Here is a 23,241-nt window from a genome sequence, read left to right on the forward strand (position 1 = left end):
GCATGCAGCACTCAAAAGCCGCCGCTGCCGTGATAGTAAATGCCGGCGGCAGCTGGCAGGGTCAACGGCAGTAACAAGGTATCGAGAAGAAAACTGACCGGCAGATCGAGGGACGCGAACCGGGGCGCGTCGACACCGAAGCGCGCCTGGGGGCAACAGCCACCGCTGATCGCATACCAATCCAGCCGGGTGCCTGCATACACCACCGGCGCCTCTGGCTTGGTGCCATCCAGGGTGCGTACCGTGGCGCAGCCACCGAGCATCAACACAGCCAACGTACCGGCCAGCCCTCTTTTCAATCATCCACCCCATAATGATGCTCACCCCAACGCGGCAGCATGTCCTGTGGGATGTTCAGCAGGTTGAGGATGCGCGCCACCACGAAGTCGACCAGATCGTCGATGGTCTGTGGCTGATGATAAAAACCAGGCGAGGCCGGTAGCATCACCGCACCCATCTGCGACAGCTTGAGCATGTTTTCAAGGTGAATGGTGGAAAACGGCGCCTCACGAGGCACCAGGATCAACTGCCGACGCTCCTTGAGGGTGACATCGGCAGCCCGTTCGATCAGGTTGTTGCACGCACCCGTGGCAATCGCCGACAGCGTGCCGGTAGAACACGGCACCACCACCATGGCCGCTGGTGCGCCGGAACCCGACGCCACGGGCGACATCCAGTCTTCCTTGCCATACACCCGAATCTGCCCATCGGCAGCGCCAGTGTATTCGGTCAGGAACGCCTGCATCGCCTGTGGTTTGGCAGGCAGGAGTACGTCGGTTTCGGTCGCCATGACCAGCTGTGCGGCCTTGGAAATCAGAAAGTGCACCTCCCGATCTTCGCGCACCAGGCAATCGAGCAAGCGCAGGCCATACTGCGCACCCGATGCCCCGGTCATCGCCAGAGTAATGCGTTCCGGCCCGCTCACTTGAGCGCCTCGGCCAGCTTGCCGTGCAGGCCGCCAAAACCACCGTTGCTCATGATCACCACCTGGGTACCTGGCCGCGCCTGGCGCTTGACCTGCTCGATGATCGCCTCGAGGCTGTCGGCCACTACGCTGGGCACCTTGCATTGCGCGGCCGTGGCTGCTAGGTCCCAACCCAGGTTGGCCGGGGCGTACCAGATCACCTGGTCAGCATCGTTGACGCTCTCAGGCAGGCCATCGCGATGTGCGCCCAGTTTCATCGAATTGGAGCGCGGCTCGATGACGGCAATCACCGGTGCATCACCCACGCGCTTGCGCAGGCCGTCCAAGGTGGTGGCAATGGCCGTGGGGTGATGGGCAAAATCATCGAAGATGGTCACGCCTTGCACTTCGGCGACCTTTTCCATGCGCCGCTTGACGCTTTTGAACGCACTGAGGCCTTCGATACCCATCGCCGGTGCCACGCCAACGTGACGGGCGGCCGCCAGGGTCGCCAAGGCATTGGCCACGTTGTGCTGACCGGTCAGGGCCCAATCCACCACACCCTGCACGTGCCCGTCGAACAGCACCTCGAAGCGCGACCCATCCGGGCTGAGCAGGCGTGCCTGCCACTGCCCGCCGTCGCCTGTTGTCTGCACGGGCGTCCAGCAGCCCATGTCGATGACCCGCGCCAGCGCGTGTTCGGACGTGGGATGGATCACCAGGCCTTCGCTGGGGATGGTGCGTACCAGGTGATGAAATTGTCGCTCGATGGCAGCAAGGTCAGGGAAAATGTCCGCGTGGTCGAATTCCAGGTTGTTCAGGATCGCCGTGCGCGGGTGGTAATGCACGAACTTCGAGCGCTTGTCGAAGAAGGCACTGTCGTACTCATCCGCTTCGACCACGAAGAACGGCGTATCACCCAACCGCGCCGATACGGAGAAATTTTGCGGCACCCCACCGATCAGGAAGCCAGGGCTCATGCCGGCATGCTCAAGCACCCAGGCCAGCATGCTGCTGGTGGTGGTCTTGCCATGGGTGCCGGCGACTGCCAACACCCAGCGGCCCTGCAGCACATGGTCGGCCAGCCATTGCGGGCCCGACACATAGGGCAGGCCCTTGTTGAGCACATGCTCCACCGCCGGGTTGCCACGGGACATGGCGTTGCCAATGACCACCAGATCGGGAGCCGGCTCCAGCTGGGCAGGGTCATACCCCTGGGTCAGCTCGATGCCCTGGGCCTGGAGTTGGGTGCTCATCGGCGGATAGACGTTGGCGTCCGATCCGGTGACGCGGTGGCCAAGTTCCTTGGCCAGCACCGCCAGCGAACCCATGAAAGTGCCGCAAATACCGAGAATGTGAATATGCATGGTCGACCTCGCAAAACATCGAGGCAGGGTAGCCCAGGGCGCGACAAATCGCACCCGCTGTTTCGTCAGTCGGGCCGGGTGATGCCATGCTTGCGCAGTTTGCGATACAGCGTGTTACGGCTGATGCCCAGGTGCTCGGCGACCCGGGTGAGCTGCCAATGCCGGGCCTCGAGAACGGCCAGCAGTGCCTGGCGTTCGGCCGTCTCCAATGCGGTCTTGCTCTCGGGTACCGGTGAACCCTCACCCGGCAAGACCGCCGTGACCACTGGCGCTGCGCCTTGGCGACGCGCCGTGCGCACCACGGCAGGCAGGTCTGCCAGTGTGACGCGGCCCTCGTCGCACAGGGCTGCCAGGGTGCGCAGCACGTTGCGCATCTGCCGCACGTTACCAGGCCAGGGGTAGTCCAGCAGTACCTCACGCGCCTGGGGCTCGAGCTCAATCAACTGGCCTTGGGTTTCCTGGCGCAGCAGCAAGTCCAGCAACTGCGCTTTGTCGCTGCGCTCGCGCACGGCAGGCAAAGCCACTTCAAGCCCGTTGAGGCGGTAATAAAGATCTTCACGGAACGTACCCTGGGCAACCCGTTGCAGCAGGTCCCGGTGGGTGGCACTGATGATGCGAACATCCACGGCCTGCGGCTCGCCGCCGATTGGCACCACCTGCCGCTCTTCGAGCACGCGCAGCAGCCGTGTTTGCAGATCCAGCGGCATGTCGCCGATCTCGTCCAGCAACAAGGTGCCGCCGTCGGCCTGCAGCAACTTGCCGCGCATGCCTTCCTTGCGTGCCCCGGTAAAGCTGCCGGCCCGATAGCCGAACAACTCGCTTTCGATCAGGCTCTCGGGGATGGACGCGCAGTTGATGGCCACGAATGGCTTGTCTCGACGCTCGCTGGCCTGATGCACGGCCTGGGCGAAGGCTTCCTTGCCGCAACCCGTCTCACCGCTGAGCAACAGCGGCACATTGCGCTCGAATACCCGCACACTGCGGCGAAAATCTTGTTGCAGTGCAGGGTCCAGCAGGCAGACCTGCGGTGGCTGCCGGACGACGCGGCGCGAATGCCCGGCGGGCACGGTCCAGACCGGCGTACGTGCCTGGCCACGCAGGCTGGCGAACACCTGCCGCCCGTCCAGGGTCAGCAGCGGCCAGGCTGCGCTGCCATCGGGCATGGCACGGCTGAACAGCTCGTCGTGGGTGCAGGCGAAAAACTGCTCCAGGGTCTGCCCTTGCACATCGGCGCGCACGCGGCCCAGCAGGTTCAGCGCACTCTGGTTGGCCGCGCAGATACGGCCATCGCCGTCGACCGCCAGCAGCCCCTCGCTGAACAGCCCGACCGATTCGGCCTGCAGGTGAAAACGCAGCAGCCAGTGATGCTCGAACTGGCGCATGAAATAACAGCTTTCGATCATCTTGGCCGACAAGGTCACCATGGCCATGGTGTGGAATTCGCTTTGGCGCGAAACGTCGGGCCGCGCTGAAGAGACGTCCAGCACGGCCAGCAAATGCCCCTGAGGGTCGAACACCGGGCTGGCCGAGCAGGTCAGCCCCGTATGCCGCCCACGAAAGTGTTCGTGCTGGTGGATGGTCAGCGCCTGACGTTCGACCAGGCACGTGCCGATGCCGTTGGTGCCCTCTCGCGCCTCGCTCCAGTCAGCGCCCAGCCACAGCCCGGCCTGTTCGAAGCTGCGCCGTTCGGTGGGGGCGGTGACGCAGTTGAGGATCACCCCGCGGGCATCGGTGAGCAACACCGCATGGCCAGCACCGGAAAGCTGCTGGTGCAGGCTGTTCATTTCCTGATCGGCGATTTGCAGCACCTGGCGCATGCGTTCGCGGCTTTCCAGCAGGCGGCCATGCTCCAGGACCACCGGTGCTTCGGCCAGCGCCGGATCCAGGTGGTAGTCCTCCAGGCAGCGCAGCCAGGAGCGGGCAATGGACGGGTCGCTGCCGCCTTCGACACGCCCGCCATGGGCGACCGTGTGCACTTGCCGGGCATGCTGGGTGAATGGGTTGCTCTGCATTATTGTGATTCTCCGCAGATAGAGGCTAAAGCCAGCATCCTCTACAGCAGGCCGGTTTGCAATGCACCCGCCACGAGGCGTGCCACCGGCGGTACACACTGTCACCCAAGCCTGTATCGAGCACGGTACATCGCGGGTCGCCAGAGAGCGTCAGTACCCGTCAACTGCTTGATTTCATTGAAGTGCAAAACGATGGCCCAACCTTTGCTCTACGCTTTGCACTCCACACAAACACAATAGCCAGGAGACACACCATGCGTTATGCACATCCCGGTACCGAAGGCGCTAAGGTTTCCTTCAAGAGCCGCTACGGCAACTACATCGGTGGTGAGTTCGTTCCTCCGGTAAAGGGTGAGTACTTCACCAACACATCGCCCGTGGACGGGCAACCGATTGCCGAATTCCCCCGTTCCACCGCCGAAGACATCGACAAAGCCCTGGACGCTGCCCATGCCGCTGCCGATGCCTGGGGCCGCACGTCCGTCCAGGACCGCTCCAACGTGTTGCTGCGCATTGCCGACCGTATCGAGCAGAACCTCGAGGTCCTGGCCATCACCGAAACCTGGGACAACGGCAAGCCCGTGCGAGAAACCCTCAATGCCGACATCCCGCTGGCGGTCGATCACTTCCGCTACTTCGCCGGATGCATCCGCGCCCAGGAAGGCGGCGCTGCGGAAATCAACGAAAACACCGTTGCCTACCATATCCATGAGCCGCTAGGCGTGGTGGGCCAGATCATCCCGTGGAACTTCCCGATCCTGATGGCCGCCTGGAAGCTCGCGCCAGCGCTGGCAGCAGGCAACTGCGTGGTGCTCAAGCCCGCCGAACAGACGCCCCTTGGCATTACCGTGCTGGTGGAGCTGATCGGCGACCTGCTGCCCAAGGGCGTGCTGAACGTGGTGCAGGGCTACGGCCGTGAAGCGGGCGAGGCGCTGGCCACCAGCAAGCGCATCGCCAAAATTGCCTTCACAGGTTCCACGCCCGTGGGTTCGCACATCATGAAGTGCGCGGCCGAGAACATCATCCCGTCGACGGTGGAACTGGGCGGCAAATCGCCGAACGTGTACTTCGAAGACATCATGCAGGCCGAACCGAGCTTCATCGACAAGGCTGCCGAAGGCATGGTCCTGGCCTTCTTCAACCAGGGCGAAGTGTGCACCTGCCCATCCCGTGCGCTGGTACAGGAGTCGATCTATCCGCAGTTCATGGAAGTGGTGATGAAGAAGGTGCTGCAGATCAAGCGCGGCGACCCGCTGGACACCGACACCATGGTCGGTGCGCAGGCCTCGCAACAGCAATTCGAAAAGATCCTGTCCTACCTCGAGATCGCCCAGCAGGAAGGCGCCGAGCTGCTGACCGGGGGCAAGGTCGAGAAACTCGAAGGCGCGCTGGCCACCGGTTACTACATCCAGCCGACCCTGCTCAAGGGCAACAACAAGATGCGGGTGTTCCAGGAGGAAATCTTCGGGCCTGTGGTGAGCGTCACCACCTTCAAGGACGAGGCCGAAGCCCTGGCCATTGCCAACGATACCGAGTTCGGCCTGGGCGCCGGGGTCTGGACCCGCGACATCAACCGTGCCTACCGCATGGGCCGCGGCATCAAGGCCGGGCGTGTCTGGACCAACTGCTATCACCTTTACCCGGCGCACGCGGCCTTCGGTGGTTACAAAAAGTCCGGTGTAGGCCGTGAAACCCACAAGATGATGCTCGATCACTACCAGCAGACCAAGAACCTGCTGGTGAGCTACGACATCAACCCGCTGGGCTTCTTCTAAGCCCTGCGCCGGTCTTTTCGCCGGTCACGATGCAAAGGCCGGCGTTGACTGGCCCTTTGTCCAGGGCGGTTGTCATGCACCAACCGCTCTGGCTCGCTTCCTGCAGTACAGATCACCAGCGGCCCGAACTCCTTGCGGCCATCAAGAAAAAGAACAGGTGAAACCATGCCAAGCGAACACCCAGCCGGTAGCCCGGCAGGCTCTTCCGTAGATTTCGAGAAAGTCGGTTCAGACTATTTCCAACAACGTGAACTCAAGAAAGGCGCCGCCGGCTGGGTGCTTCTGGTCGGCCTGGGCGTTGCCTACGTCATCTCCGGCGACTACGCCGGCTGGAACTTCGGCCTGGCCCAAGGCGGTTGGGGCGGCATGTTCCTCGCCACCCTGCTGATGGCCACCATGTACCTGTGCATGTGCTTCTCCCTGGCCGAACTGTCGTCGATGATCCCTACTGCCGGCGGTGGCTACGGGTTCGCCCGCAGCGCCTTCGGGCCCTGGGGCGGGTTCCTGACCGGCACCGCCATCCTGATCGAGTACGCCATCGCGCCGGCGGCCATCGCCACCTTCATTGGCGCCTATTGCCAATCGTTGTTCGGCATCGGCGGTTGGATGATCTACCTGGCGTTCTACGTGGTGTTCATCGGCATCCACATCTTTGGCGTGGGCGAGGCGCTCAAGCTGATGTTCATCATCACCGCCATCGCCGCCGTTGCACTGGCCGTGTTCCTGGTGGCCATGGTGCCCCATTTTGATGCAGCCAACCTGTTCGACATCGCCGTCACCGATGCCGCAGGGGCCAGCAGCTTCCTGCCGTTCGGCTATGTAGGCGTGTGGGCAGCCATCCCCTATGCGATCTGGTTCTTCCTGGCGGTTGAGGGCGTGCCATTGGCCGCCGAAGAAACCAAGAACCCCAAGCGCGACCTGCCACGCGGCCTGATTGGCGCGATGCTGGTGCTGGTGGCGTTCGCCCTGCTGATCCTGATCGTCGGCCCCGGCGGTGCAGGCTCCGAAGCACTCAAGGCCTCCGGTAACCCCCTGGTCGAGGCGCTGGCCAAGGCTTACGGCGGTTCCACCTGGATGGGCAGCTTCGTCAACCTGGTGGGCCTGGCAGGCCTGATCGCCAGCTTCTTCTCGATCATCTATGCCTACTCGCGCCAGATCTTCGCGCTGTCGCGGGCCGGCTACCTGCCGCGCAAGCTGTCCGAGACCAACAAGAGCAAGGCGCCGGTCATGGCGTTGGTGATTCCGGGCATCATCGGTTTTGCCCTGTCGCTGACAGGTCAAGGCGACTTGCTCATCCTGGTTGCCGTGTTCGGGGCTACCTTGTCTTATGTACTGATGATGGCGGCGCATATCACCCTGCGCATCCGTCGCCCGAAAATGGAGCGCCCTTACCGTACCCCAGGCGGCATCTTCACCTCGGGCCTGGCCCTGGTGCTGGCCTGTATCGCTGTGGTCGCCGGCTTCCTGGTCGACCCACGCGTGGTGATCGGTGCTGCCGTGATCTATGCGGTGCTGATTGCGTACTTTGCTTTCTACAGCCGTCACCACCTGGTAGCGGGCACGCCAGAAGAGGAATTCGCCGCGATCCAGAAGGCCGAAGAGGCCTTGCACTGATCGACGACACTCGCCGCGGGCCACCCCGCGGCCTTGGAGAATCTGCATGGCAAATTTCGTACACACCGTGGGCAACCTGGTCTATCGCTTCGACAGCCTCAGGGAGGTGATGGCCAAGGCCAGCCCCGCACGCTCCGGCGACTACCTCGCCGAGGTCGCGGCTTCAAGCGATGGCGAGCGCGTGGCTGCGCAAATGGCATTGGCCAATATTCCGCTGTCGCATTTTCTGGGCGAAGCACTGATCCCCTACGAAAGCGACGAAGTCACCCGCTTGATCATCGATACCCACGATGCACAGGCGTTCGCACCGGTCAGTCACCTGACCGTGGGTGGCTTGCGTGACTGGCTGTTGAGCGAGCAGGCCGATGAAGACAGCCTGCGCGCATTGGCGCCGGGGCTGACGCCGGAAATGGCCGCCGCCGTGTCGAAGATCATGCGCATCCAGGACCTGGTGCTGGTGGCCCAGAAGATCCGCGTCGTTACCCAGTTTCGCGGCACCATGGGCCTGCGCGGGCGCCTGTCGACCCGACTGCAGCCCAACCACCCCACCGACGAACCGGCCGGTATCGCGGCGAGCATTCTCGACGGCCTGCTGTATGGCAACGGCGATGCCATGATCGGCATCAACCCAGCCACGGACAGCACCGCTTCCATCTGTGCGCTGCTGGAAATGCTCGATGCCATCATCCAGCGCTACGACATTCCGACCCAGTCCTGCGTGCTCACCCATGTCACCACCTCGATCGAGGCGATCAACCGGGGCGTACCCCTGGACCTGGTCTTCCAGTCCATCGCCGGCACCGAGGCGGCCAATGCGGGGTTCGGCATCAACCTGAACGTGTTGCAGGAGGGGTACGAAGCAGGGCTATCGCTCAAGCGCGGCACCTTGGGGCAGAACCTGATGTATTTCGAAACCGGCCAAGGCAGTGCGCTGTCGGCCAACGCTCATCATGGTGTCGACCAACAGACGTGCGAGACCCGCGCCTATGCCGTCGCACGCCACTTCAAGCCGTTCCTGGTCAATACCGTGGTCGGTTTCATTGGTCCGGAGTACCTGTACAACGGCAAGCAGATCATCCGTGCGGGCCTTGAAGACCACTTCTGCGGCAAGCTGCTGGGCGTGCCAATGGGCTGCGATATCTGCTACACCAACCATGCCGAAGCCGACCAGGACGACATGGACACGCTGCTGACGCTGCTGGGGGTCGCCGGGATCAACTTCATCATGGGTATCCCCGGCTCGGACGACATCATGCTCAACTACCAGACCACCTCGTTCCATGACGCCCTGTATGCCCGCCAAACCCTGGGCCTCAAGCCTGGGCCTGAGTTCGAAGCATGGCTGGCGCGCACCGGCATCTTCACCCAGGCCGACGGCCGGATACGCTTTGGTGACAACCTGCCGCCAGCCTTCCGGCAGGCCCTGGCACAGCTTGCATAGGAATCGCCGATCATGGACAACCGTACCCCCACCCCCGAAAACCCCTGGCTGGCCCTGCGCAACCTGACCCCCGCCCGTATCGCCCTGGGGCGCGTGGGCACCAGCCTTCCGACCAGTGCGCAACTGGACTTCCAGTTCGCCCATGCCCAGGCTCGGGACGCCGTGCACCTGCCCTTCGACGTGACTGAACTGACGGCACAGCTCGATCAACGGGGGCGCGATAGCCTGGTGTTACACAGCGCCGCAAGCGACCGTCATCAATACCTGCAGCGGCCCGATCTGGGCCGGCGTCTGAACGAGGATTCGGTCGCCACCTTGCGCCAGCATGCCCAGGCCAACCCAGGCGGGGTCGACCTGGCAATCGTGGTGGCCGACGGACTCTCCGCCTTGGCGGTACACCGTCATACGCTCCCGTTTCTGACCCGCCTTGAGGAGCAGGTCAACGCCGAAGGCTGGACTTGCGCGCCCATAACGTTGGTCCAGCAAGGACGCGTGGCGGTGGCAGATGAGGTGGGCGAGCTGCTCGGCGCTCGCATGACCGTGATGCTGATCGGTGAGCGGCCAGGGCTCAGTTCGCCGGACAGCCTGGGGCTTTATTTCACCTACGCCCCGAGGGTCGGGCTGACCGACGCCTACCGCAACTGCATTTCCAATGTGCGCCTGGAGGGGTTGAGCTATGGCATGGCCGCGCATCGGCTGCTGTACCTGATGCGGGAAGCCTGTCTGCGCCAGCTGTCAGGCGTGAACCTTAAGGATGAGGCTGAAGTTCACAGCCTGGAAAGTGACGAACTGGCCAGCCAGAAAGATAACTTTCTTCTGGGCAAGGGCTGAGCACCTGCGTAGGAGGGTGGTGCTGCACCGGCTGCCCTGCTGCGCGCTACAGGCGGGCCACTGAACACGCTCGCCGTATCCTCCGTGCGGCGAGCATGGACGATGAACGATGTCCACGACCTCAGTGTCTGTCGGCCGTACTACAACGCAGCTCACGCCTTCCTACTGCCGTAACCCCCCGCTACAAAGTCTGCGGGCGTGATCCTGACTTCGCCGTATAATGGCCCACTTGTCATGTGTGAAATTTCACTCCTCCAGGTCACCGAGCCTTCGACCCAGACCACAGGTGCTGTACATGGATTTCAACCCGCTGGACCTCATCCTCCATCTCGATGCATACCTTGATCTGTTGGTCACCAATTACGGGCCCTGGATCTATGCCATTTTGTTTGCTGTGATTTTTTGTGAAACCGGGCTGGTGGTGATGCCTTTCCTGCCAGGTGATTCCCTGCTGTTCATCGCCGGTGCAGTCGCTGCGGGCGGCGGCATGGACCCTGTCCTGCTGGCCGGGTTGCTGATGATTGCCGCCATCCTGGGCGACAGCACCAACTACGTGATCGGGCGAACGGCCGGCGAGCGCCTGTTCAATAACCCGAACTCCAAGATTTTCCGCCGCGACTACCTGCAGCGCACCCACGACTTCTATGAGCGTCACGGCGGCAAGACGGTCACCATGGCGCGTTTTCTGCCCATCCTGCGCACGTTCGCGCCGTTTGTGGCTGGTATTGCCCGCATGCACTACCCGCGCTTTCTCGGTTTCAGTATTGCCGGCACGTTGCTCTGGGTAGGCGGCCTGGTCACGCTGGGGTACTTCTTCGGCAATGTGCCGTTCATCAAGCAGCACCTGTCGCTGATGGTGGTGGGTATCATCCTGCTGTCGCTGGTCCCGATGATTCTCGGCCTGCTGCGCACCCGCCTGGGTCGCACGGCCAAGGCGCACTGAGGCGCCTGATCGGGCATGTGGTCGTTCAGCGCCTGGCGGCGTAAGCGCACGTTGGCGCGCTTCCCGATCAGCGTCCAGCAATGGCAAGCCGTACGCGAGCGCTTGCCCATACTGGACGGTATCGACGACGCCGAGGACCAATGGTTGCGCGAGGCCAGCATCCTGTTCCTGAACGAAAAGCACCTGACGTGCCTGCCAGGCGTCGAGCTCGACGATGAGCAACGCCTGGTGCTGGCGGCACAAGCTCAGCTGCCGTTACTGCACCTGGGTGACCTGAACTGGTATCAGGGCTTTCACGAAATCATCCTCTACCCCGACGATTTCAAAAGCCCGCAGCGCCACCGGGACGCCAGCGGCGTGGAGCACGCCTGGGACGGCGAACACAGTGGCGAGGCCTGGCAGCAGGGCCCGATCATCCTGGCCTGCAATGGCGTGTTCGGCAGTGGCGGCTGGGAAGCCTACAACCTGGTCATCCATGAGCTGGCGCACAAGCTGGACATGCTCAACGGCGATGCCAATGGCCTGCCTCCCCTGCACAGCGACATGGCTGTGCAACGCTGGGCGAACGCCATGCAACAGGCCTTCGACGACCTCAACCGACAACTCGACCTGGATCCGGAAGCCGAAACGCCGATTGACCCCTATGCCGCCGAAAACCCCGCCGAGTTCTTCGCCGTGACCAGCGAGTACTTCTTCAGCGCCCCCGACTTGCTGCATCAGGCCTACCCCGAGGTCTACCAGCAACTGTCGCTGTTCTACCGGCAGAACCCGCTTGCACGCCTGGCCCGGTTGCAACGCGAGCATCCCGACTATCGCCATCCCCCCGTGTAGCGCCCGGTCCATTGGGCCAGACGTGGCATGCCCCGCCGGAATATGCCTATAATCGCCGCCACTTTTTTGGTCAAACACGGGGGCACTGCCCAATGAGCTATAGCAAGATTCCGGCGGGCAAAGACCTGCCGAACGACATCTACGTCGCCATCGAGATCCCGGCCAACCACGCGCCGATCAAATACGAGATCGACAAGGACAGCGACACGCTGTTCGTCGACCGTTTCATGGCCACCCCTATGTTCTACCCGGCCAACTACGGCTTTATCCCCAACACCCTGGCTGACGACGGTGATCCGCTGGACGTGCTGGTGGTTACCCCTTACCCAGTGGCCCCAGGTTCGGTCATCCGCGCCCGTCCGGTAGGTGTCTTGAACATGACCGACGATGGCGGCGGCGACGCCAAGGTCATCGCAGTGCCCCACGACAAGCTGTCGCAGCTGTACGTGGACGTGAAGGAATACACCGACCTGCCTGCCCTGCTGATCCAGCAGATCGAGCATTTCTTTGCCAACTACAAAGATCTCGAAAAGGGCAAGTGGGTCAAGATCGAAGGCTGGGACGGCGCCGACGCCGCCCGCGCTGCGATCACTAAATCGGTCGAAGCCTACAAAGGCTGATCCTGATTGCATGAAAAACCCGCTTCGGCGGGTTTTTTTTGGCGCGCGATAGGCTTCACAGCCAATCTCGGCTTAAGCGTTCTACAACGTCCTACACCCGCGTCTGACTGCTCCTACATCTCCCCTTCCGCGCATCAACATCCTGTTCATACCTTTGGTGGCACCGTGCCGCTACACTTTCTCCATGAACACATCTGGTGAACGTTTAAGAGCCCTTCTTCAAGAATGCGGCCTGACCCCTGCAAACTTCGCAGCCCAGCGCGGCGTGACGCCTCAGCACGTCAACAACTGGTTCAATCGCGGGGTCCCGCTGGCTCGCCTGGACGAGCTCGCCGACCTGTTCTGCGTGCACCGTCGCTGGCTGCGCACCGGCGAAGGCGCCAAACATCCCAATGCCATCCTGCGCACCTGTCCGCCACGCCCGGTGCCGATAGACGCCCCCATTCCGCGTGCCGTTCATCGCGGGCGCGTGGTACACGTGCCGTTCCACGAGGTGCGCAATGGCCTGCTGTGCAAGGTGTCAGGGCGTGCCCTGCGCCTGCCTGCCAACGCCCTGCGAATGCTGGGCGTCAAACACGACACGTCCATCTGCATGGCCATGCCAGGCGGCAACATGGCACCTTTGATCCCCGTCGAAGCGACCCTGGCCATCGACATGAGCATGACCCAGATCGTCGAGGGCGAAACCTATGCCCTGCTGATCAATGGCGCGTTGCGCGTGCATAACCTGACCATGGGCGAGCACGGCACGCTTTACCTGCATAGTCATGACCGGCACAACTACGCCGTCGAGCGCTTGACCCCCAGCCAGCGCCAGGCGCAAGGGCTGGAGATCTTGGGGTGGGTCTATCACTGGTCGCATTTTCGCCGGCAACGACCCGGTTGAAACACCCTGTGCCATTTTTTGCTGGGCATCAGGTGCGTGCCCTTGTATGCTACGCGCACATCAGCCCCGACCGGCGCAAGCCGCAGTCCAGAGGGCTCGGCGATACCCCATACGGGCATCAGCCATCTCTTTCCAGGCCTCTTTTGGCCACACCGTTAAGGCGATTGCGGCTTACCATAAATTAGTCGGAAGCGTCCCCGAGAAGCCGGCCACAAGCCGGCTTTTTAATGCCTGTCTTTCAGCCAGAACAAAGCGGCGAGACCCTATAGGCGCCGCCGAATTGTCCTTTAGCACACGCCTTTAGAAATCGTAACGCGCACCCACCAGCACGCTGCGCGACGGGCCGTAGAAGTTGAACGTGGATGTCGAACCCACCCGCGACAGGTAATCGCGATCGAACAGGTTGTTGACGTTGACGGTGGCAGTCAGTTTGGAGGTCACCGGGTAGGAAAGCATGGCATCCACGGTGGCATAACCTGGCGCATCAATGCGTACCCCGCCGTTTTCCGAGTGGAAATTGCTCATCGCCGAGACGCCGCCACCGATGGCCAGCCCGGTGAGCGCGCCTTGGCTGATGGTGTATTTGCTCCACAGCGACGCCTGGTGGCGCGGCATGATGAAGAACGTGGTTTCGGCATCGCCCTTCACGGTTTCGGTATCCATCCAGGTGTAACCGCCCAGCAGCTCCCAGTTATCGGTCAGCTTGCCGCTGACTTCCACTTCTGCCCCCTTGACCCGTGTCTTGCCGGCAGCTACCGAGTCCTTGGTCGCGACGCCTTCGCTGTCGTAACGGGTGGTGGCGCGGTTTTCGTCGGTCAGGCGAAATGCCGACAGGCGCGTATTGAGTGCGCCGCCAAAATAGCTGCTCTTGATACCCACTTCGTACTGCTCGCCTTCACGTGGCTTGAGTACTCGGCCGTCGCCATCGGTCGCCGACTGCGGCTTGAACACCTGCGAATAGCTGGCATACAGCGCATGGTTTTCGGACAGGTCGTAGACCGCACCGGTATAGGGTGTGAAATGACCATCGACCTGCTTGCTATCGTCCGCAGTGACACCGGTCTTGAGGGTCGTGGTGTAGAAATCACCACGGTACCAACTGAACCGCCCGCCGGCGATCAACGCCAGGCGCTCGACCGGGCGGAAGGTGACCTTGGAATACAAGCCGTATTCCTCTTCCTGCATGCCCGTCTCGGTCGTGTAGTTCGCAGCGGGTTTGGTGAACTGCTTGGGTGAGTAAGTGTTGACGTTGATGTTGCCCAGCGTCGTGGCCCCGTTCAGGTACTCGGTGTCGTAGTTCTTGTAATCGCTGCCGACGACGAACTCACTGACCTGGCCAAAGGTCTCGAAGGGCTGGCTGTAGCTGGCATCGACCGCGTAGGTGTCCTGGGTGAAATCGCGCGCACTGGCGCGTTCGGAGTTTTTGCCCGTCATGGGGTTTGTGGCCGTGAACGCGTAGAGATAGTTGGTATCGCGGTGCGATCCGCGTGCAGCGATGCGGCCATAGCCACCGTTGTCGAAACGATGGGTCAGCTCAGCGACCAGGTCGGTGGTCTTGCCGTCGAACGCGTTCCAGTCTGCGCCCAGAAAACGGGAATGGCTGAAGTCAGGCACCTTGCCGTCCAACGTTGCCGGGTAACCATTGTGCGGCGTAATGTTCTTGACCTCGTGGATCAGGCCGAACGACAGGGTAGTGGCCTCGTCCAGGTCGACATCCAGCGCGCCGTAGTAGCTGTTGCTGGTGTTGGCGTTGTAATCGACTTCGCCATTGGTGTCGTCGCGCGAGGCGATGAAGCGCCCACGCACCCGCCCGTTTTCGTCCAGCGGCCCGCTCAGGTCCAGTTCCTGGTGATTGGTATCCCAGGTACCGTAGTAGCCCTCGACATGCCCCTGAAAGTCGGCCGTGGGCCGCTTGCGCACCATGTTGACGATACCGCCCAGTTCGCTGGTGCTGCTGAACAGCCCGGCCGGGCCACGCATGATCTCGACACGGTCGAATGCCACAAGCGATGGCACGGTCCCGAAGATGCTCGCCATCGGTGCTGGCAGGCCGTCAATGTTGAATTCGCTGTACTCATAGCCACGGGCGTAGATCGATGACCGACCACTGTCGTTGGTCAGGGTACGCAGGCCGGCCGTGTATTTGGCCAGGTCATCGAGGTGGACGAACTGCCGATCCTTGACGTAATCCTGGGTATAGACGGTGATCGACTGTGGGATGTCCTTCAAGGCCGCTGGCGTCTTGGTGCCCACGGTGGCGGCGTCCACGCTGTATCCGCCAGTGGCCTCGGAGGGCAGCATGTCGTACAGCCGATTGCCCTCGATGGTCAATGCCGGCAGGTCGAGGGGATCGTCAGCGTTCACCACCATGGCTACGTCTTGCGCCAATGCCGTAAGTGAAAACGGCGCTACCAGCCCCGCCACCAGCCATCCCCGCACGCGTCGCGCGCGCCCTGCCCCACTGAAAACGTTCATGCCGCACCCTTTGCCCATATGATAGTAATTCGCAAACGAAACATATTGCTTTTTGCGAACGATACCGGAGCAGGTACAGGGCATGCAGCAGCATTAACCTTCTTAACACATTGGGCCATTGCCTAGGGTCGAGTCCGGTGGGATGATTTGCAACTGATATAAATTCTCATTCAAGGCTCGCCGTGCCCACCTCCCTGCTGCTGGTCGAAGACGACCCACGCTTACGCCACGACCTTTACCGCCATTTCATCGACCGTGGCTTCGAGGTACAAGCATGCGCGACGGGCGACGCGGCGCTGGCCGATGCCCACCGATGCGTATTCGACCTGGCGCTGCTGGATATCATGCTGCCAGGTCTCGACGGGCTGAGCCTGCTCGATGCCCTGCGGCGCAAGCAGGCAGTACCGGTGATTCTCATGTCGGCATTGGGTGCCGAGCAGGACCGCATCACCGGATTTACCCGGGGTGCCGACGATTACCTGCCCAAGCCCTTCAGTCTGGCGGAACTGGATGCACGGGTCGATGCACTGTTGCGTCGGGTCGCCTTCCACAGCACGCCGCCCGTGGCGACGCGTACTGATGAGCCCGTATTTGATCACACTGCACAGGACGTCATGCATAACGGCCTGCCGGCTGGGTTGACTGGCTCGGAGTTCCGCTTGTTGATCACCCTGCACGCCCATGCCGGGGAGCCGCTGAGCAAGCCTTTCCTGTACCAGACCGTCCTGCACCGTGGCTACACGCGCCTGGATCGAGGCCTGGATGTGCATGTGTGCAACGTGCGCCGCAAGCTGGCGGACATCGGCATACAGCATCTGCTCATCCAGGCTGTGCGTGGCCAGGGCTATGTCCTGGTCGTGCAGAGCCCGGCCTGATGCGGCGACATCCGCTGCTGTGGAAGCTGGCCCTGCTGCAGGTCAGCTTCTGCCTGCTGCTCACCTGGTTGATCTGGACCTGGGGCCTGACGGTGGAGCGCAGCACCTATTTCCTGGCCCAGGCCGACCAGGACTACCTGGCGCGCTATGCCCGGCAGGCCGAGCTCGCCTGGGAGCAAGGGGGAGCCATGGGCGTCGAGACCTGGCGCAAGCAGGTGCAAATGACCGAGGACACCTGGGCAGCGGTCGTCGGCCCTTACCTGCAAAGCCTGGGCACCACACCGCTCACAGCCGAGGAGGCAGGTCACCTGACCTTCATGCGCAAGCTGAACTGGCCCATGAGCCGCCGCCTGCAAGGCGAACTGCCTTACGTCAGCATTGCCTTCCCGCGCCACCCCGAACACGGGCGCCTGGTCATGCAACTGCCCGAGCGGCTACTGCCCACCGGGCTGACACCCTGGACTCACCTGGTCACCCACGGCGTGGCGCCGGCGTTGCTGGCCCTGCTGATGGGGCTGGCACTGTACCGTCACCTTGTCGCCCCGTTGAACCGCCTGCGTGACCGCGCCGACGCGCTGCGGGCCAATGACCTGGACAGCCCAGGCCTGCCCCTGCAAGACCGGCGCGATGAGCTGGGCGAGCTGGCGCAGGCCTTCGATCACATGGCCAATCGCTTGCGCCAGAGCCTGGAACAGCAGCGGCTGCTATTGCGCACACTGTCCCACGAATTGCGCACGCCGCTGGCACGCCTGCGTATTGCCCATGACAGCAACTTGCCTGCCGCCCAGCTACGCGCGCGCATGGATTATGAAACCAGCCATATGCAGAAACTGCTGGAAGACACCCTCGACCTGGCCTGGATGGACACCGAACAGCCCGTCCTGGCCACCGAGCCGGTCCTGATGACATCGCTGTGGGAGGCGCTGTGCCAGGACATCTGCTTCGAAAGTGGCTGGAGCCTCGCGCGCCTGCCATGCACGCTCGGGCAGGACTGCGTGGTCCAGGTGCACCTGGACAGTGTGGCCCAGGCGCTGGAGAACCTGCTGCGAAACGCCATCCGACACTCTCCGCCCGATGGAACCGTCTGCCTGGAGGGCTGGCGCGAAGGCGCGCATTGGCACTTGTGCGTGCGCGATCAAGGCCCCGGCGTGCCCGAGGCAGCGCTTGAGCGTATCTTTCAACCCTACCAGCGGCTGAGCGCCAGCGGCGCAGGCTTTGGACTGGGCCTGGCCATCGCCCGGCGCGCCGTGCAATTGCAGGGTGGCCGACTCTGGGCCTGCAATGCTCACCCAGGCTTGCACCTGCACCTGACCCTGCCGGCCAGCGCCAACGGTTTAGAAAGTTAAGGCACTTTACGCGTGTTGGAGGCTGACTATCATCTGGCTGCTTGAGTTGCAGTGCCTGCAATGCCGTGAAGAGATGCCTGATGAACAGAATGATCCGGGGCCTGGCGTTTGCGCTGGCCCTTGTGACCGGTGCCGCCACGGCCCAGCCTGAGCATGACCAGCCGATGAATACGACGCTGCTGGCACGCAAGGACCTGGCCTACCGATTCACCCAACTGGACCTTGACTCGGCAGACGGCGCGCGTCACTACCGACTATGGGTAGGGCTGCCCAAGCGCGCCGCCCCCGCAACCGGCTACCCGGTGTTATGGATGCTGGACGGCAACGCAGCCCTGGGCGCCCTGGACCGGCAACGCCTCGACGCCTTGGCCGCCGGCCAGGCCCCCGTACTGGTCGCCGTGGGTTACCAGACCCACCAGCGCATCGACAGAGCCAGCCGAACCTACGACTACACGCCGGCGCTTGCCGGGAAGACCGAGCAGCGCGACCCTCTCACCGGGCAGCCCAGCGGCGGGGTGGATGCGTTTCTCGACCTGCTGGAGACGCGCATGCGCCCGAGGCTGGCAGCGCTGGTGAGCATCGATCTCCGGCAGCAGACCCTGTGGGGACACTCCTATGGCGGCCTGGCCGTGCTTCATGCCCTCTTCACCCGGCCCAAGTCATTCGCCGTCTATGCGGCGGCCAGCCCCTCGTTGTGGTGGCACGACGGCGCGATCCTGCACGAAGCGGCAGGCCTGCCGTCGCAGTTGGGGGATGCCCAGCCACGCGTGCTGTTGATGCGCGGCGTACTGGAGCCGGCCAGCCCCCGCGAACCGGCCCAGCCCCACGCCGATCAGACGGCACGGAGCCTCGCCGCCAGCCTGGCCCAGGTCAACGGCGTGCAGGTGTCCTTCAAGCAGTTCGACGGCCTCGGGCATGGGCCGATGCTTCCGGCATCGCTGCACTGGCTGATCGATAGCCTGAGCAAAGCAGCACCGCAGGGCACCTCGTCCAGCCGCTGACAGCGGCCCCGATCATGACGGCGGGTTGCCAACCCAGGCACCGGGTGCGGTATGCTTGCCCGGTCTTCAGGGCGGGGTGAAAGTCCCCACCGGCGGTAAATCGAAAGATGAGCCCGCGAGCGCTCCGGCTGTGCCGGAGGTCAGCAGACCTGGTGAGATTCCAGGGCCGACGGTCATAGTCCGGATGAAAGAAGGCGTCAGGCAGGGGCCCCATGGGCACCCCTGCGCACGCATTTTGCTCGCCCCGAGACGTTCATCGATCACTTACGAGGAGCGTTTCATGTCTACTTTGCACCCTGTGCACTTTCCCAATGTCACTGCCGCCATCGCCGCGTTCAAGGCCGGCCGCCCCGTGCTGCTGCTTGACGATGACGACCGTGAAGATGAAGCGGACATCATCGCCGCTGCCGAGAACATTTCGTTGCAGACCATGGCCATGATGATCCGCGATTGCAGCGGCATCGTCTGCCTGTGCCTGGACGAGGCAACGGTCGATGAGCTGCAACTGGCACCCATGGTCCAGAACAACCAGGCCCGCCACGGCACCGGGTTCACGGTCACCATCGAAGCTGCCGAGGGCATCACCACTGGCGTAAGCGCCCAGGACCGGGTCACCACGATCGCCGCTGCACTGCGCTCTTCGGCCGAGCAACGGCATATTGTCAGCCCTGGGCATGTTTTTCCGCTGCGCGCGCGCAATGGCGGTGTGCTCACGCGTCGCGGCCACACCGAAGGGTCGGTTGACCTGGCGCGCCTGGCCGGGCTGCGGCCGGCAGCGGTCTTGTGCGAATTGATGAACCCTGATGGCACGATGGCTCGCGGCGAGGAAGTGGCCGTCTATGCGCGCCAGTACAACCTGCCCACGCTGACCATCGATGAGTTGGCGCAGTATCGTCTGGCGCTGCAGGCGCAAACGGCTCCGGCGATCTGATCGACCTGGCCATCCAAGGCCTGGACGGCGGCGCCAACCCGGCGCTGCCGTGCTAATGGCGGTTTGCTCACCCCGCCCTGCTCTGCTAGTGTCGCGGCGTTCAGACTACCGCCGAGACTGCCGCCATGGCCCGCAAAAAAGCTTCCCTTGATTTCGAGCAATCCCTTGCCGAGTTGCAGGCACTGGTCGAGCGCCTGGAGAACGGCGAGTTGTCCCTGGAGGACTCGCTTGCCGCTTTCGAACAAGGCATTGCCCTGACGCGTGATTGCCAAGGTGCCTTGGCTCAGGCCGAACAGAAGGTGCAGGTGCTGCTGGAGCGCGATGGCGAACTGACCGCCCAACCCTTCGACGTGGAGCCCGAGGCATGATCGGTGCCTATCAGTCCGCCTGCCAGGCCCGTGTCGATGGCGCACTCGAGCCGTTGTTCATCGCCCCCACTCCCGAACTCGAGCGCCTGTATGCCGCCATGCGCTACAGCGTGATGAACGGCGGCAAGCGCGTACGCCCGCTGCTGGTCTACGCGGCCTGCGAGGCCTTGGGCGCTCCGGCGGAGCACGCCAACGGCGCCGCTTGCGCAGTTGAGCTCATCCACGCTTACTCGCTGGTCCATGACGACTTGCCGGCCATGGACGACGACGACCTGCGTCGCGGCCAGCCGACCACACACAAGGCGTTCGACGAGGCCTGCGCCATTCTGGCCGGTGACGGCCTGCAAAGCCTGGCCTTCAACGCATTGCTCGCCCCCCACCTGAGCCCTCAGACCGACGCACTTCGCCTGGCCATGGTACAGGCCCTGGCCACGGCCGCCGGTCCCGCTGGCATGGTGGGCGGGCAAGCCATCGACCTGGGTTCGGTGGGCATGAAGCTGGACCAGCAGGCCTTGGCGTTCATGCACCGGCACAAGACCGGTGCCCTGATCGAAGCCAGCGTCCGCCTGGGTGGGCTGGCCAGTGCCCGTGCCGACCAGACGCAGCTCGATGCCTTGCAGGTGTATGCGCAGGCCATTGGCCTGGCCTTCCAGGTTCAGGACGACATCCTGGATGTGGAAAGCGATACGGCTACACTGGGTAAACGCCAGGGCGCCGACATCGCCCGCGACAAGCCGACTTACCCTGCCCTGCTGGGCATGGAGGCGGCCAAGGCCTACGCGATCGAACTGCGCGACCAGGCACTGGTCGCATTGGAAAGGTTCGACGAAAAGGCCGAACCACTGCGAGCCCTGGCGCGCTATATCGTCGAACGCCGCAACTGACCTGGTGAGTACCGCGCGATGGCTGCGAAGCCGCCCGCGCGTCACCCGTCTGAATGGGCAGCTTTTCCTACAATGGGGTAAACTGCCGCGTCTTAATACACCTATAACGACTCGCCTGATGCCCACGACGTTTCAAGAGATCCCCCGCGAACGCCCGGTCACGCCGCTGCTCGACCGCGCTGACACGCCAGATGGCTTGCGCCGCCTGGCCGAAGCCGACCTGGAGACCCTGGCCGACGAGTTGCGCCAGGAGCTTCTGTATACCGTGGGCCAGACCGGTGGGCACTTCGGTGCCGGCCTGGGCGTCATCGAGCTGACCATCGCCCTGCACTACGTCTTCGATACCCCCGATGACCGGCTGGTATGGGACGTGGGTCACCAGGCCTACCCGCACAAGATTCTGACCGGGCGCCGCAACCGCATGCTCAGCCTGCGCCAGAAAGACGGCGTAGCCGCCTTCCCGCGCCGCAGCGAAAGCGTGTACGACACCTTCGGCGTCGGTCACTCCAGCACATCGATCAGCGCGGCACTGGGCATGGCCATTGCGGCGCGCCTGCAAAACAGCGCTCGCAAGTCCATTGCGGTCATCGGCGACGGCGCACTCACGGCGGGCATGGCCTTCGAGGCGTTGAACCACGCCCAGGAAGTCAACGCCGATATGCTGGTGATCCTCAACGACAACGACATGTCGATTTCGCGCAATGTAGGGGGCTTGTCCAACTACCTGGCCAAGATCCTCTCCAGCCGCACCTACACCAGCATGCGCGAAGGCAGCAAGAAAGTGCTGTCGCGCCTGCCAGGTGCGTGGGAAATAGCGCGGCGTACCGAAGAGTATGCCAAGGGCATGCTGGTCCCCGGCACGCTGTTCGAAGAGCTGGGCTGGAACTACATCGGCCCCATCGATGGTCACGACCTGCCCACGATGATCGCCACCCTGCGCAACATGCGCGACCTCAAGGGTCCGCAGTTCCTGCACGTGGTGACCAAAAAGGGCAAGGGGTTCGCCCCGGCCGAGATCGACCCGATCGGCTACCACGCCATCACCAAGCTCGAGCCCGTGGACAAGCCGGTTGCGCCGAAACAGACCAGCGGACCGAAGTATTCCGCCGTGTTCGGCCAGTGGCTCTGCGACATGGCCGCTGCCGACGATCGCCTTGTCGGCATCACGCCGGCCATGAAGGAAGGCTCCGACCTGGTGGCGTTCAGCGAGCGCTACCCTGAACGCTACTTCGACGTGGCGATTGCCGAACAGCATGCCGTCACCCTCGCGGCGGGCATGGCTTGCGAAGGTAGCAAGCCGGTGGTGGCCATCTACTCGACCTTCCTGCAGAGGGCCTACGACCAGTTGATTCATGACGTGGCCGTGCAGAACCTGGACGTGCTGTTCGCCATCGACCGCGCCGGTCTGGTGGGTGAAGACGGCCCGACCCATGCCGGCAGCTATGACCTGTCCTACCTGCGCTGCATCCCTGGCATGCTGGTGATGACGCCCAGCGACGAAAGCGAGCTGCGCAGAATGCTCAGCACCGGCCACCTGTACAATGGCCCGGCTGCCGTGCGCTATCCGCGCGGTACAGGCCCTGGCGCGGCTGTCGACGAGGGGTTGGAACCGCTGGAGATTGGCAAGGGCGTGGTGCGTCGCCGGGGTGAAAAGGTCGCGCTGTTGGTCTTTGGCGTACAGTTGCCCGAAGCCCTGCAGGTGGCCGAACAGATCAATGCCACGGTCGTCGACATGCGCTTCGTCAAGCCTCTGGATGAATCCCTGGTGCTGGAAATGGCAGGTAGCCACGAACTGCTGGTGACCATCGAGGAGAACGCCATCATGGGCGGTGCCGGTGCTGCCGTAGGCGAGTGCCTGGCCAGGGAGGCGGTGGTCAAGCCGTTGCTGCACCTGGGCTTGCCGGACCTCTATGTCGAACACGCCAAGCCTGCGCAGATGCTGGCAGAGTGCGGGCTGGATGCAGCGGGCATCGAAGCGAGCGTCAAAGCCCGCATGGTCAAGCTGAGGCTTTGATGTGCAGGGCTGCGCTGCAGCCCTGTTGCTCAGCCAAACGAGCCGGCATTCATTTACCCAACGAGGTCGGTGATTGCCGGCTTTTTCTTCGTTCATGGCGACTCTGAGGGCAAGGGCCTTTCT

The 23,241-nt window shown here is 63.2% G+C and carries 20 protein-coding genes and 1 riboswitch; of the genes, 15 read left to right on the forward strand and 5 right to left on the reverse strand.

Annotation, left to right across the window (positions count from 1 at the left end; translation table 11 throughout):
* Positions 1 to 11 precede the first annotated feature (11 nt).
* From ACF8E5_RS21435 to ACF8E5_RS21450, 4 genes are all read right to left on the reverse strand, one after another.
* The gene (locus tag ACF8E5_RS21435) at positions 12 to 299 is read right to left on the reverse strand and encodes a YceK/YidQ family lipoprotein (protein ID WP_196185659.1); all 288 of its coding nucleotides are present in this window, start codon (positions 297 to 299) and stop codon (positions 12 to 14) included.
* Positions 296 to 925, reverse strand: a complete 630-nt coding sequence (ubiX, locus tag ACF8E5_RS21440; RefSeq protein WP_058605303.1) for a flavin prenyltransferase UbiX — start codon at positions 923 to 925, stop codon at positions 296 to 298. The genes ACF8E5_RS21435 and ubiX overlap by 4 nt, the downstream gene beginning before the upstream one ends.
* The gene (mpl, locus tag ACF8E5_RS21445) at positions 922 to 2,271 is read right to left on the reverse strand and encodes a UDP-N-acetylmuramate:L-alanyl-gamma-D-glutamyl-meso-diaminopimelate ligase (RefSeq protein ID WP_058639681.1); all 1,350 of its coding nucleotides are present in this window, start codon (positions 2,269 to 2,271) and stop codon (positions 922 to 924) included. The genes ubiX and mpl overlap by 4 nt, the downstream gene beginning before the upstream one ends.
* Positions 2,272 to 2,336: 65 nt before the next feature.
* Complete coding sequence (locus tag ACF8E5_RS21450; RefSeq protein ID WP_197844167.1) at positions 2,337 to 4,283, reverse strand: sigma-54-dependent Fis family transcriptional regulator; 1,947 nt, start codon at positions 4,281 to 4,283, stop codon at positions 2,337 to 2,339.
* A gap of 254 nt (positions 4,284 to 4,537) precedes the next feature.
* On the opposite strand from ACF8E5_RS21450, the gene ACF8E5_RS21455 reads away from it, so the two are divergent.
* From ACF8E5_RS21455 to ACF8E5_RS21490, 8 genes are all read left to right on the forward strand, one after another.
* Positions 4,538 to 6,058 (forward strand): aldehyde dehydrogenase family protein, encoded by a 1,521-nt coding sequence (locus ACF8E5_RS21455; RefSeq protein ID WP_028687655.1) that lies wholly within the window; start codon positions 4,538 to 4,540, stop codon positions 6,056 to 6,058.
* A gap of 165 nt (positions 6,059 to 6,223) precedes the next feature.
* Entirely contained in the window at positions 6,224 to 7,672 is a 1,449-nt protein-coding gene (eat, locus tag ACF8E5_RS21460; RefSeq protein WP_058605306.1) for an ethanolamine permease, read from the forward strand.
* A gap of 46 nt (positions 7,673 to 7,718) precedes the next feature.
* Positions 7,719 to 9,113, forward strand: a complete 1,395-nt coding sequence (locus ACF8E5_RS21465; protein WP_392475769.1) for an ethanolamine ammonia-lyase subunit EutB — start codon at positions 7,719 to 7,721, stop codon at positions 9,111 to 9,113.
* Positions 9,114 to 9,125: 12 nt separating this feature from the next.
* A complete protein-coding gene (eutC, locus tag ACF8E5_RS21470; RefSeq protein ID WP_197844166.1) occupies positions 9,126 to 9,944 on the forward strand; it encodes an ethanolamine ammonia-lyase subunit EutC in 819 nt (272 codons plus the stop codon).
* Between the two features lie 295 nt (positions 9,945 to 10,239).
* Positions 10,240 to 10,887: a DedA family protein gene (locus ACF8E5_RS21475; RefSeq protein WP_058638659.1), complete on the forward strand. Its 648-nt coding sequence runs from the start codon at positions 10,240 to 10,242 to the stop codon at positions 10,885 to 10,887.
* Positions 10,888 to 10,902: 15 nt separating this feature from the next.
* Positions 10,903 to 11,718 (forward strand): zinc-dependent peptidase, encoded by an 816-nt coding sequence (locus ACF8E5_RS21480; RefSeq protein WP_058603986.1) that lies wholly within the window; start codon positions 10,903 to 10,905, stop codon positions 11,716 to 11,718.
* A gap of 92 nt (positions 11,719 to 11,810) precedes the next feature.
* Positions 11,811 to 12,338, forward strand: a complete 528-nt coding sequence (ppa, locus tag ACF8E5_RS21485; protein ID WP_023534987.1) for an inorganic diphosphatase — start codon at positions 11,811 to 11,813, stop codon at positions 12,336 to 12,338.
* A 184-nt stretch (positions 12,339 to 12,522) separates the two neighbouring features.
* Complete coding sequence (locus tag ACF8E5_RS21490; protein ID WP_078479185.1) at positions 12,523 to 13,224, forward strand: helix-turn-helix transcriptional regulator; 702 nt, start codon at positions 12,523 to 12,525, stop codon at positions 13,222 to 13,224.
* A 300-nt stretch (positions 13,225 to 13,524) separates the two neighbouring features.
* Here ACF8E5_RS21490 and ACF8E5_RS21495 read toward each other — a convergent pair whose 3' ends face one another.
* Positions 13,525 to 15,699 carry a TonB-dependent siderophore receptor gene (locus tag ACF8E5_RS21495; protein WP_392475770.1) on the reverse strand — a complete coding sequence of 725 codons (2,175 nt, stop codon included), beginning with the start codon at positions 15,697 to 15,699 and terminating at the stop codon, positions 13,525 to 13,527.
* Positions 15,700 to 15,881: 182 nt separating this feature from the next.
* On the opposite strand from ACF8E5_RS21495, the gene ACF8E5_RS21500 reads away from it, so the two are divergent.
* The 7 genes from ACF8E5_RS21500 (at position 15,882) to dxs (ending at position 23,118) form a co-directional block, all read left to right on the forward strand.
* Positions 15,882 to 16,574, forward strand: coding sequence for a response regulator transcription factor (locus tag ACF8E5_RS21500; protein WP_196121736.1), 693 nt, complete (start codon positions 15,882 to 15,884; stop codon positions 16,572 to 16,574).
* The gene (locus ACF8E5_RS21505; RefSeq protein WP_058638662.1) at positions 16,574 to 17,920 is read left to right on the forward strand and encodes a sensor histidine kinase; all 1,347 of its coding nucleotides are present in this window, start codon (positions 16,574 to 16,576) and stop codon (positions 17,918 to 17,920) included. The genes ACF8E5_RS21500 and ACF8E5_RS21505 overlap by 1 nt, the downstream gene beginning before the upstream one ends.
* 80 nt (positions 17,921 to 18,000) lie before the next feature.
* Positions 18,001 to 18,921: an alpha/beta hydrolase gene (locus ACF8E5_RS21510; protein WP_078479186.1), complete on the forward strand. Its 921-nt coding sequence runs from the start codon at positions 18,001 to 18,003 to the stop codon at positions 18,919 to 18,921.
* Positions 18,922 to 18,979: 58 nt separating this feature from the next.
* Positions 18,980 to 19,121: riboswitch (FMN riboswitch) on the forward strand.
* Between the two features lie 80 nt (positions 19,122 to 19,201).
* The gene (gene ribB / locus ACF8E5_RS21515; protein WP_058638664.1) at positions 19,202 to 19,852 is read left to right on the forward strand and encodes a 3,4-dihydroxy-2-butanone-4-phosphate synthase; all 651 of its coding nucleotides are present in this window, start codon (positions 19,202 to 19,204) and stop codon (positions 19,850 to 19,852) included.
* Between the two features lie 125 nt (positions 19,853 to 19,977).
* A complete protein-coding gene (locus ACF8E5_RS21520) occupies positions 19,978 to 20,220 on the forward strand; it encodes an exodeoxyribonuclease VII small subunit (RefSeq protein WP_023534977.1) in 243 nt (80 codons plus the stop codon).
* Positions 20,217 to 21,104, forward strand: a complete 888-nt coding sequence (gene ispA / locus ACF8E5_RS21525) for a (2E,6E)-farnesyl diphosphate synthase (RefSeq protein WP_326383779.1) — start codon at positions 20,217 to 20,219, stop codon at positions 21,102 to 21,104. Before ACF8E5_RS21520 ends, ispA begins: the two co-directional genes overlap by 4 nt.
* Positions 21,105 to 21,222: 118 nt before the next feature.
* Positions 21,223 to 23,118, forward strand: a complete 1,896-nt coding sequence (gene dxs, locus ACF8E5_RS21530; protein WP_392475771.1) for a 1-deoxy-D-xylulose-5-phosphate synthase — start codon at positions 21,223 to 21,225, stop codon at positions 23,116 to 23,118.
* The last annotated feature ends 123 nt before the right edge of the window (positions 23,119 to 23,241 follow it).

Source organism: Pseudomonas sp. WSY_20 (assembly GCF_043104335.1).
GTDB classification, from domain to species: Bacteria; Pseudomonadota; Gammaproteobacteria; order Pseudomonadales; family Pseudomonadaceae; genus Aquipseudomonas; species Aquipseudomonas parafulva_B.

Excerpts from the sequence above, each read along its gene's own strand:
- ACF8E5_RS21455 (WP_028687655.1), top strand. The coding sequence starts at position 4,538 with ATGCGTTATGCACATCCCGGTACCGAAGGCGCTAAGGTTTCCTTCAAG.
- ACF8E5_RS21505 (WP_058638662.1), top strand. The coding sequence starts at position 16,574 with ATGCGGCGACATCCGCTGCTGTGGAAGCTGGCCCTGCTGCAGGTCAGC.
- dxs (WP_392475771.1), top strand. The coding sequence starts at position 21,223 with ATGCCCACGACGTTTCAAGAGATCCCCCGCGAACGCCCGGTCACGCCG.
- ispA (WP_326383779.1), top strand. The coding sequence starts at position 20,217 with ATGATCGGTGCCTATCAGTCCGCCTGCCAGGCCCGTGTCGATGGCGCA.
- ACF8E5_RS21465 (WP_392475769.1), top strand. The coding sequence starts at position 7,719 with ATGGCAAATTTCGTACACACCGTGGGCAACCTGGTCTATCGCTTCGAC.
- mpl (WP_058639681.1), bottom strand. The coding sequence starts at position 2,271 with ATGCATATTCACATTCTCGGTATTTGCGGCACTTTCATGGGTTCGCTG.
- ACF8E5_RS21510 (WP_078479186.1), top strand. The coding sequence starts at position 18,001 with ATGAACAGAATGATCCGGGGCCTGGCGTTTGCGCTGGCCCTTGTGACC.
- ACF8E5_RS21450 (WP_197844167.1), bottom strand. The coding sequence starts at position 4,283 with ATGCAGAGCAACCCATTCACCCAGCATGCCCGGCAAGTGCACACGGTC.
- eutC (WP_197844166.1), top strand. The coding sequence starts at position 9,126 with ATGGACAACCGTACCCCCACCCCCGAAAACCCCTGGCTGGCCCTGCGC.
- ribB (WP_058638664.1), top strand. The coding sequence starts at position 19,202 with ATGTCTACTTTGCACCCTGTGCACTTTCCCAATGTCACTGCCGCCATC.
- ACF8E5_RS21520 (WP_023534977.1), top strand. The coding sequence starts at position 19,978 with ATGGCCCGCAAAAAAGCTTCCCTTGATTTCGAGCAATCCCTTGCCGAG.
- ppa (WP_023534987.1), top strand. The coding sequence starts at position 11,811 with ATGAGCTATAGCAAGATTCCGGCGGGCAAAGACCTGCCGAACGACATC.
- ACF8E5_RS21480 (WP_058603986.1), top strand. The coding sequence starts at position 10,903 with ATGTGGTCGTTCAGCGCCTGGCGGCGTAAGCGCACGTTGGCGCGCTTC.
- ACF8E5_RS21495 (WP_392475770.1), bottom strand. The coding sequence starts at position 15,699 with ATGAACGTTTTCAGTGGGGCAGGGCGCGCGCGACGCGTGCGGGGATGG.
- ACF8E5_RS21490 (WP_078479185.1), top strand. The coding sequence starts at position 12,523 with ATGAACACATCTGGTGAACGTTTAAGAGCCCTTCTTCAAGAATGCGGC.
- eat (WP_058605306.1), top strand. The coding sequence starts at position 6,224 with ATGCCAAGCGAACACCCAGCCGGTAGCCCGGCAGGCTCTTCCGTAGAT.
- ACF8E5_RS21475 (WP_058638659.1), top strand. The coding sequence starts at position 10,240 with ATGGATTTCAACCCGCTGGACCTCATCCTCCATCTCGATGCATACCTT.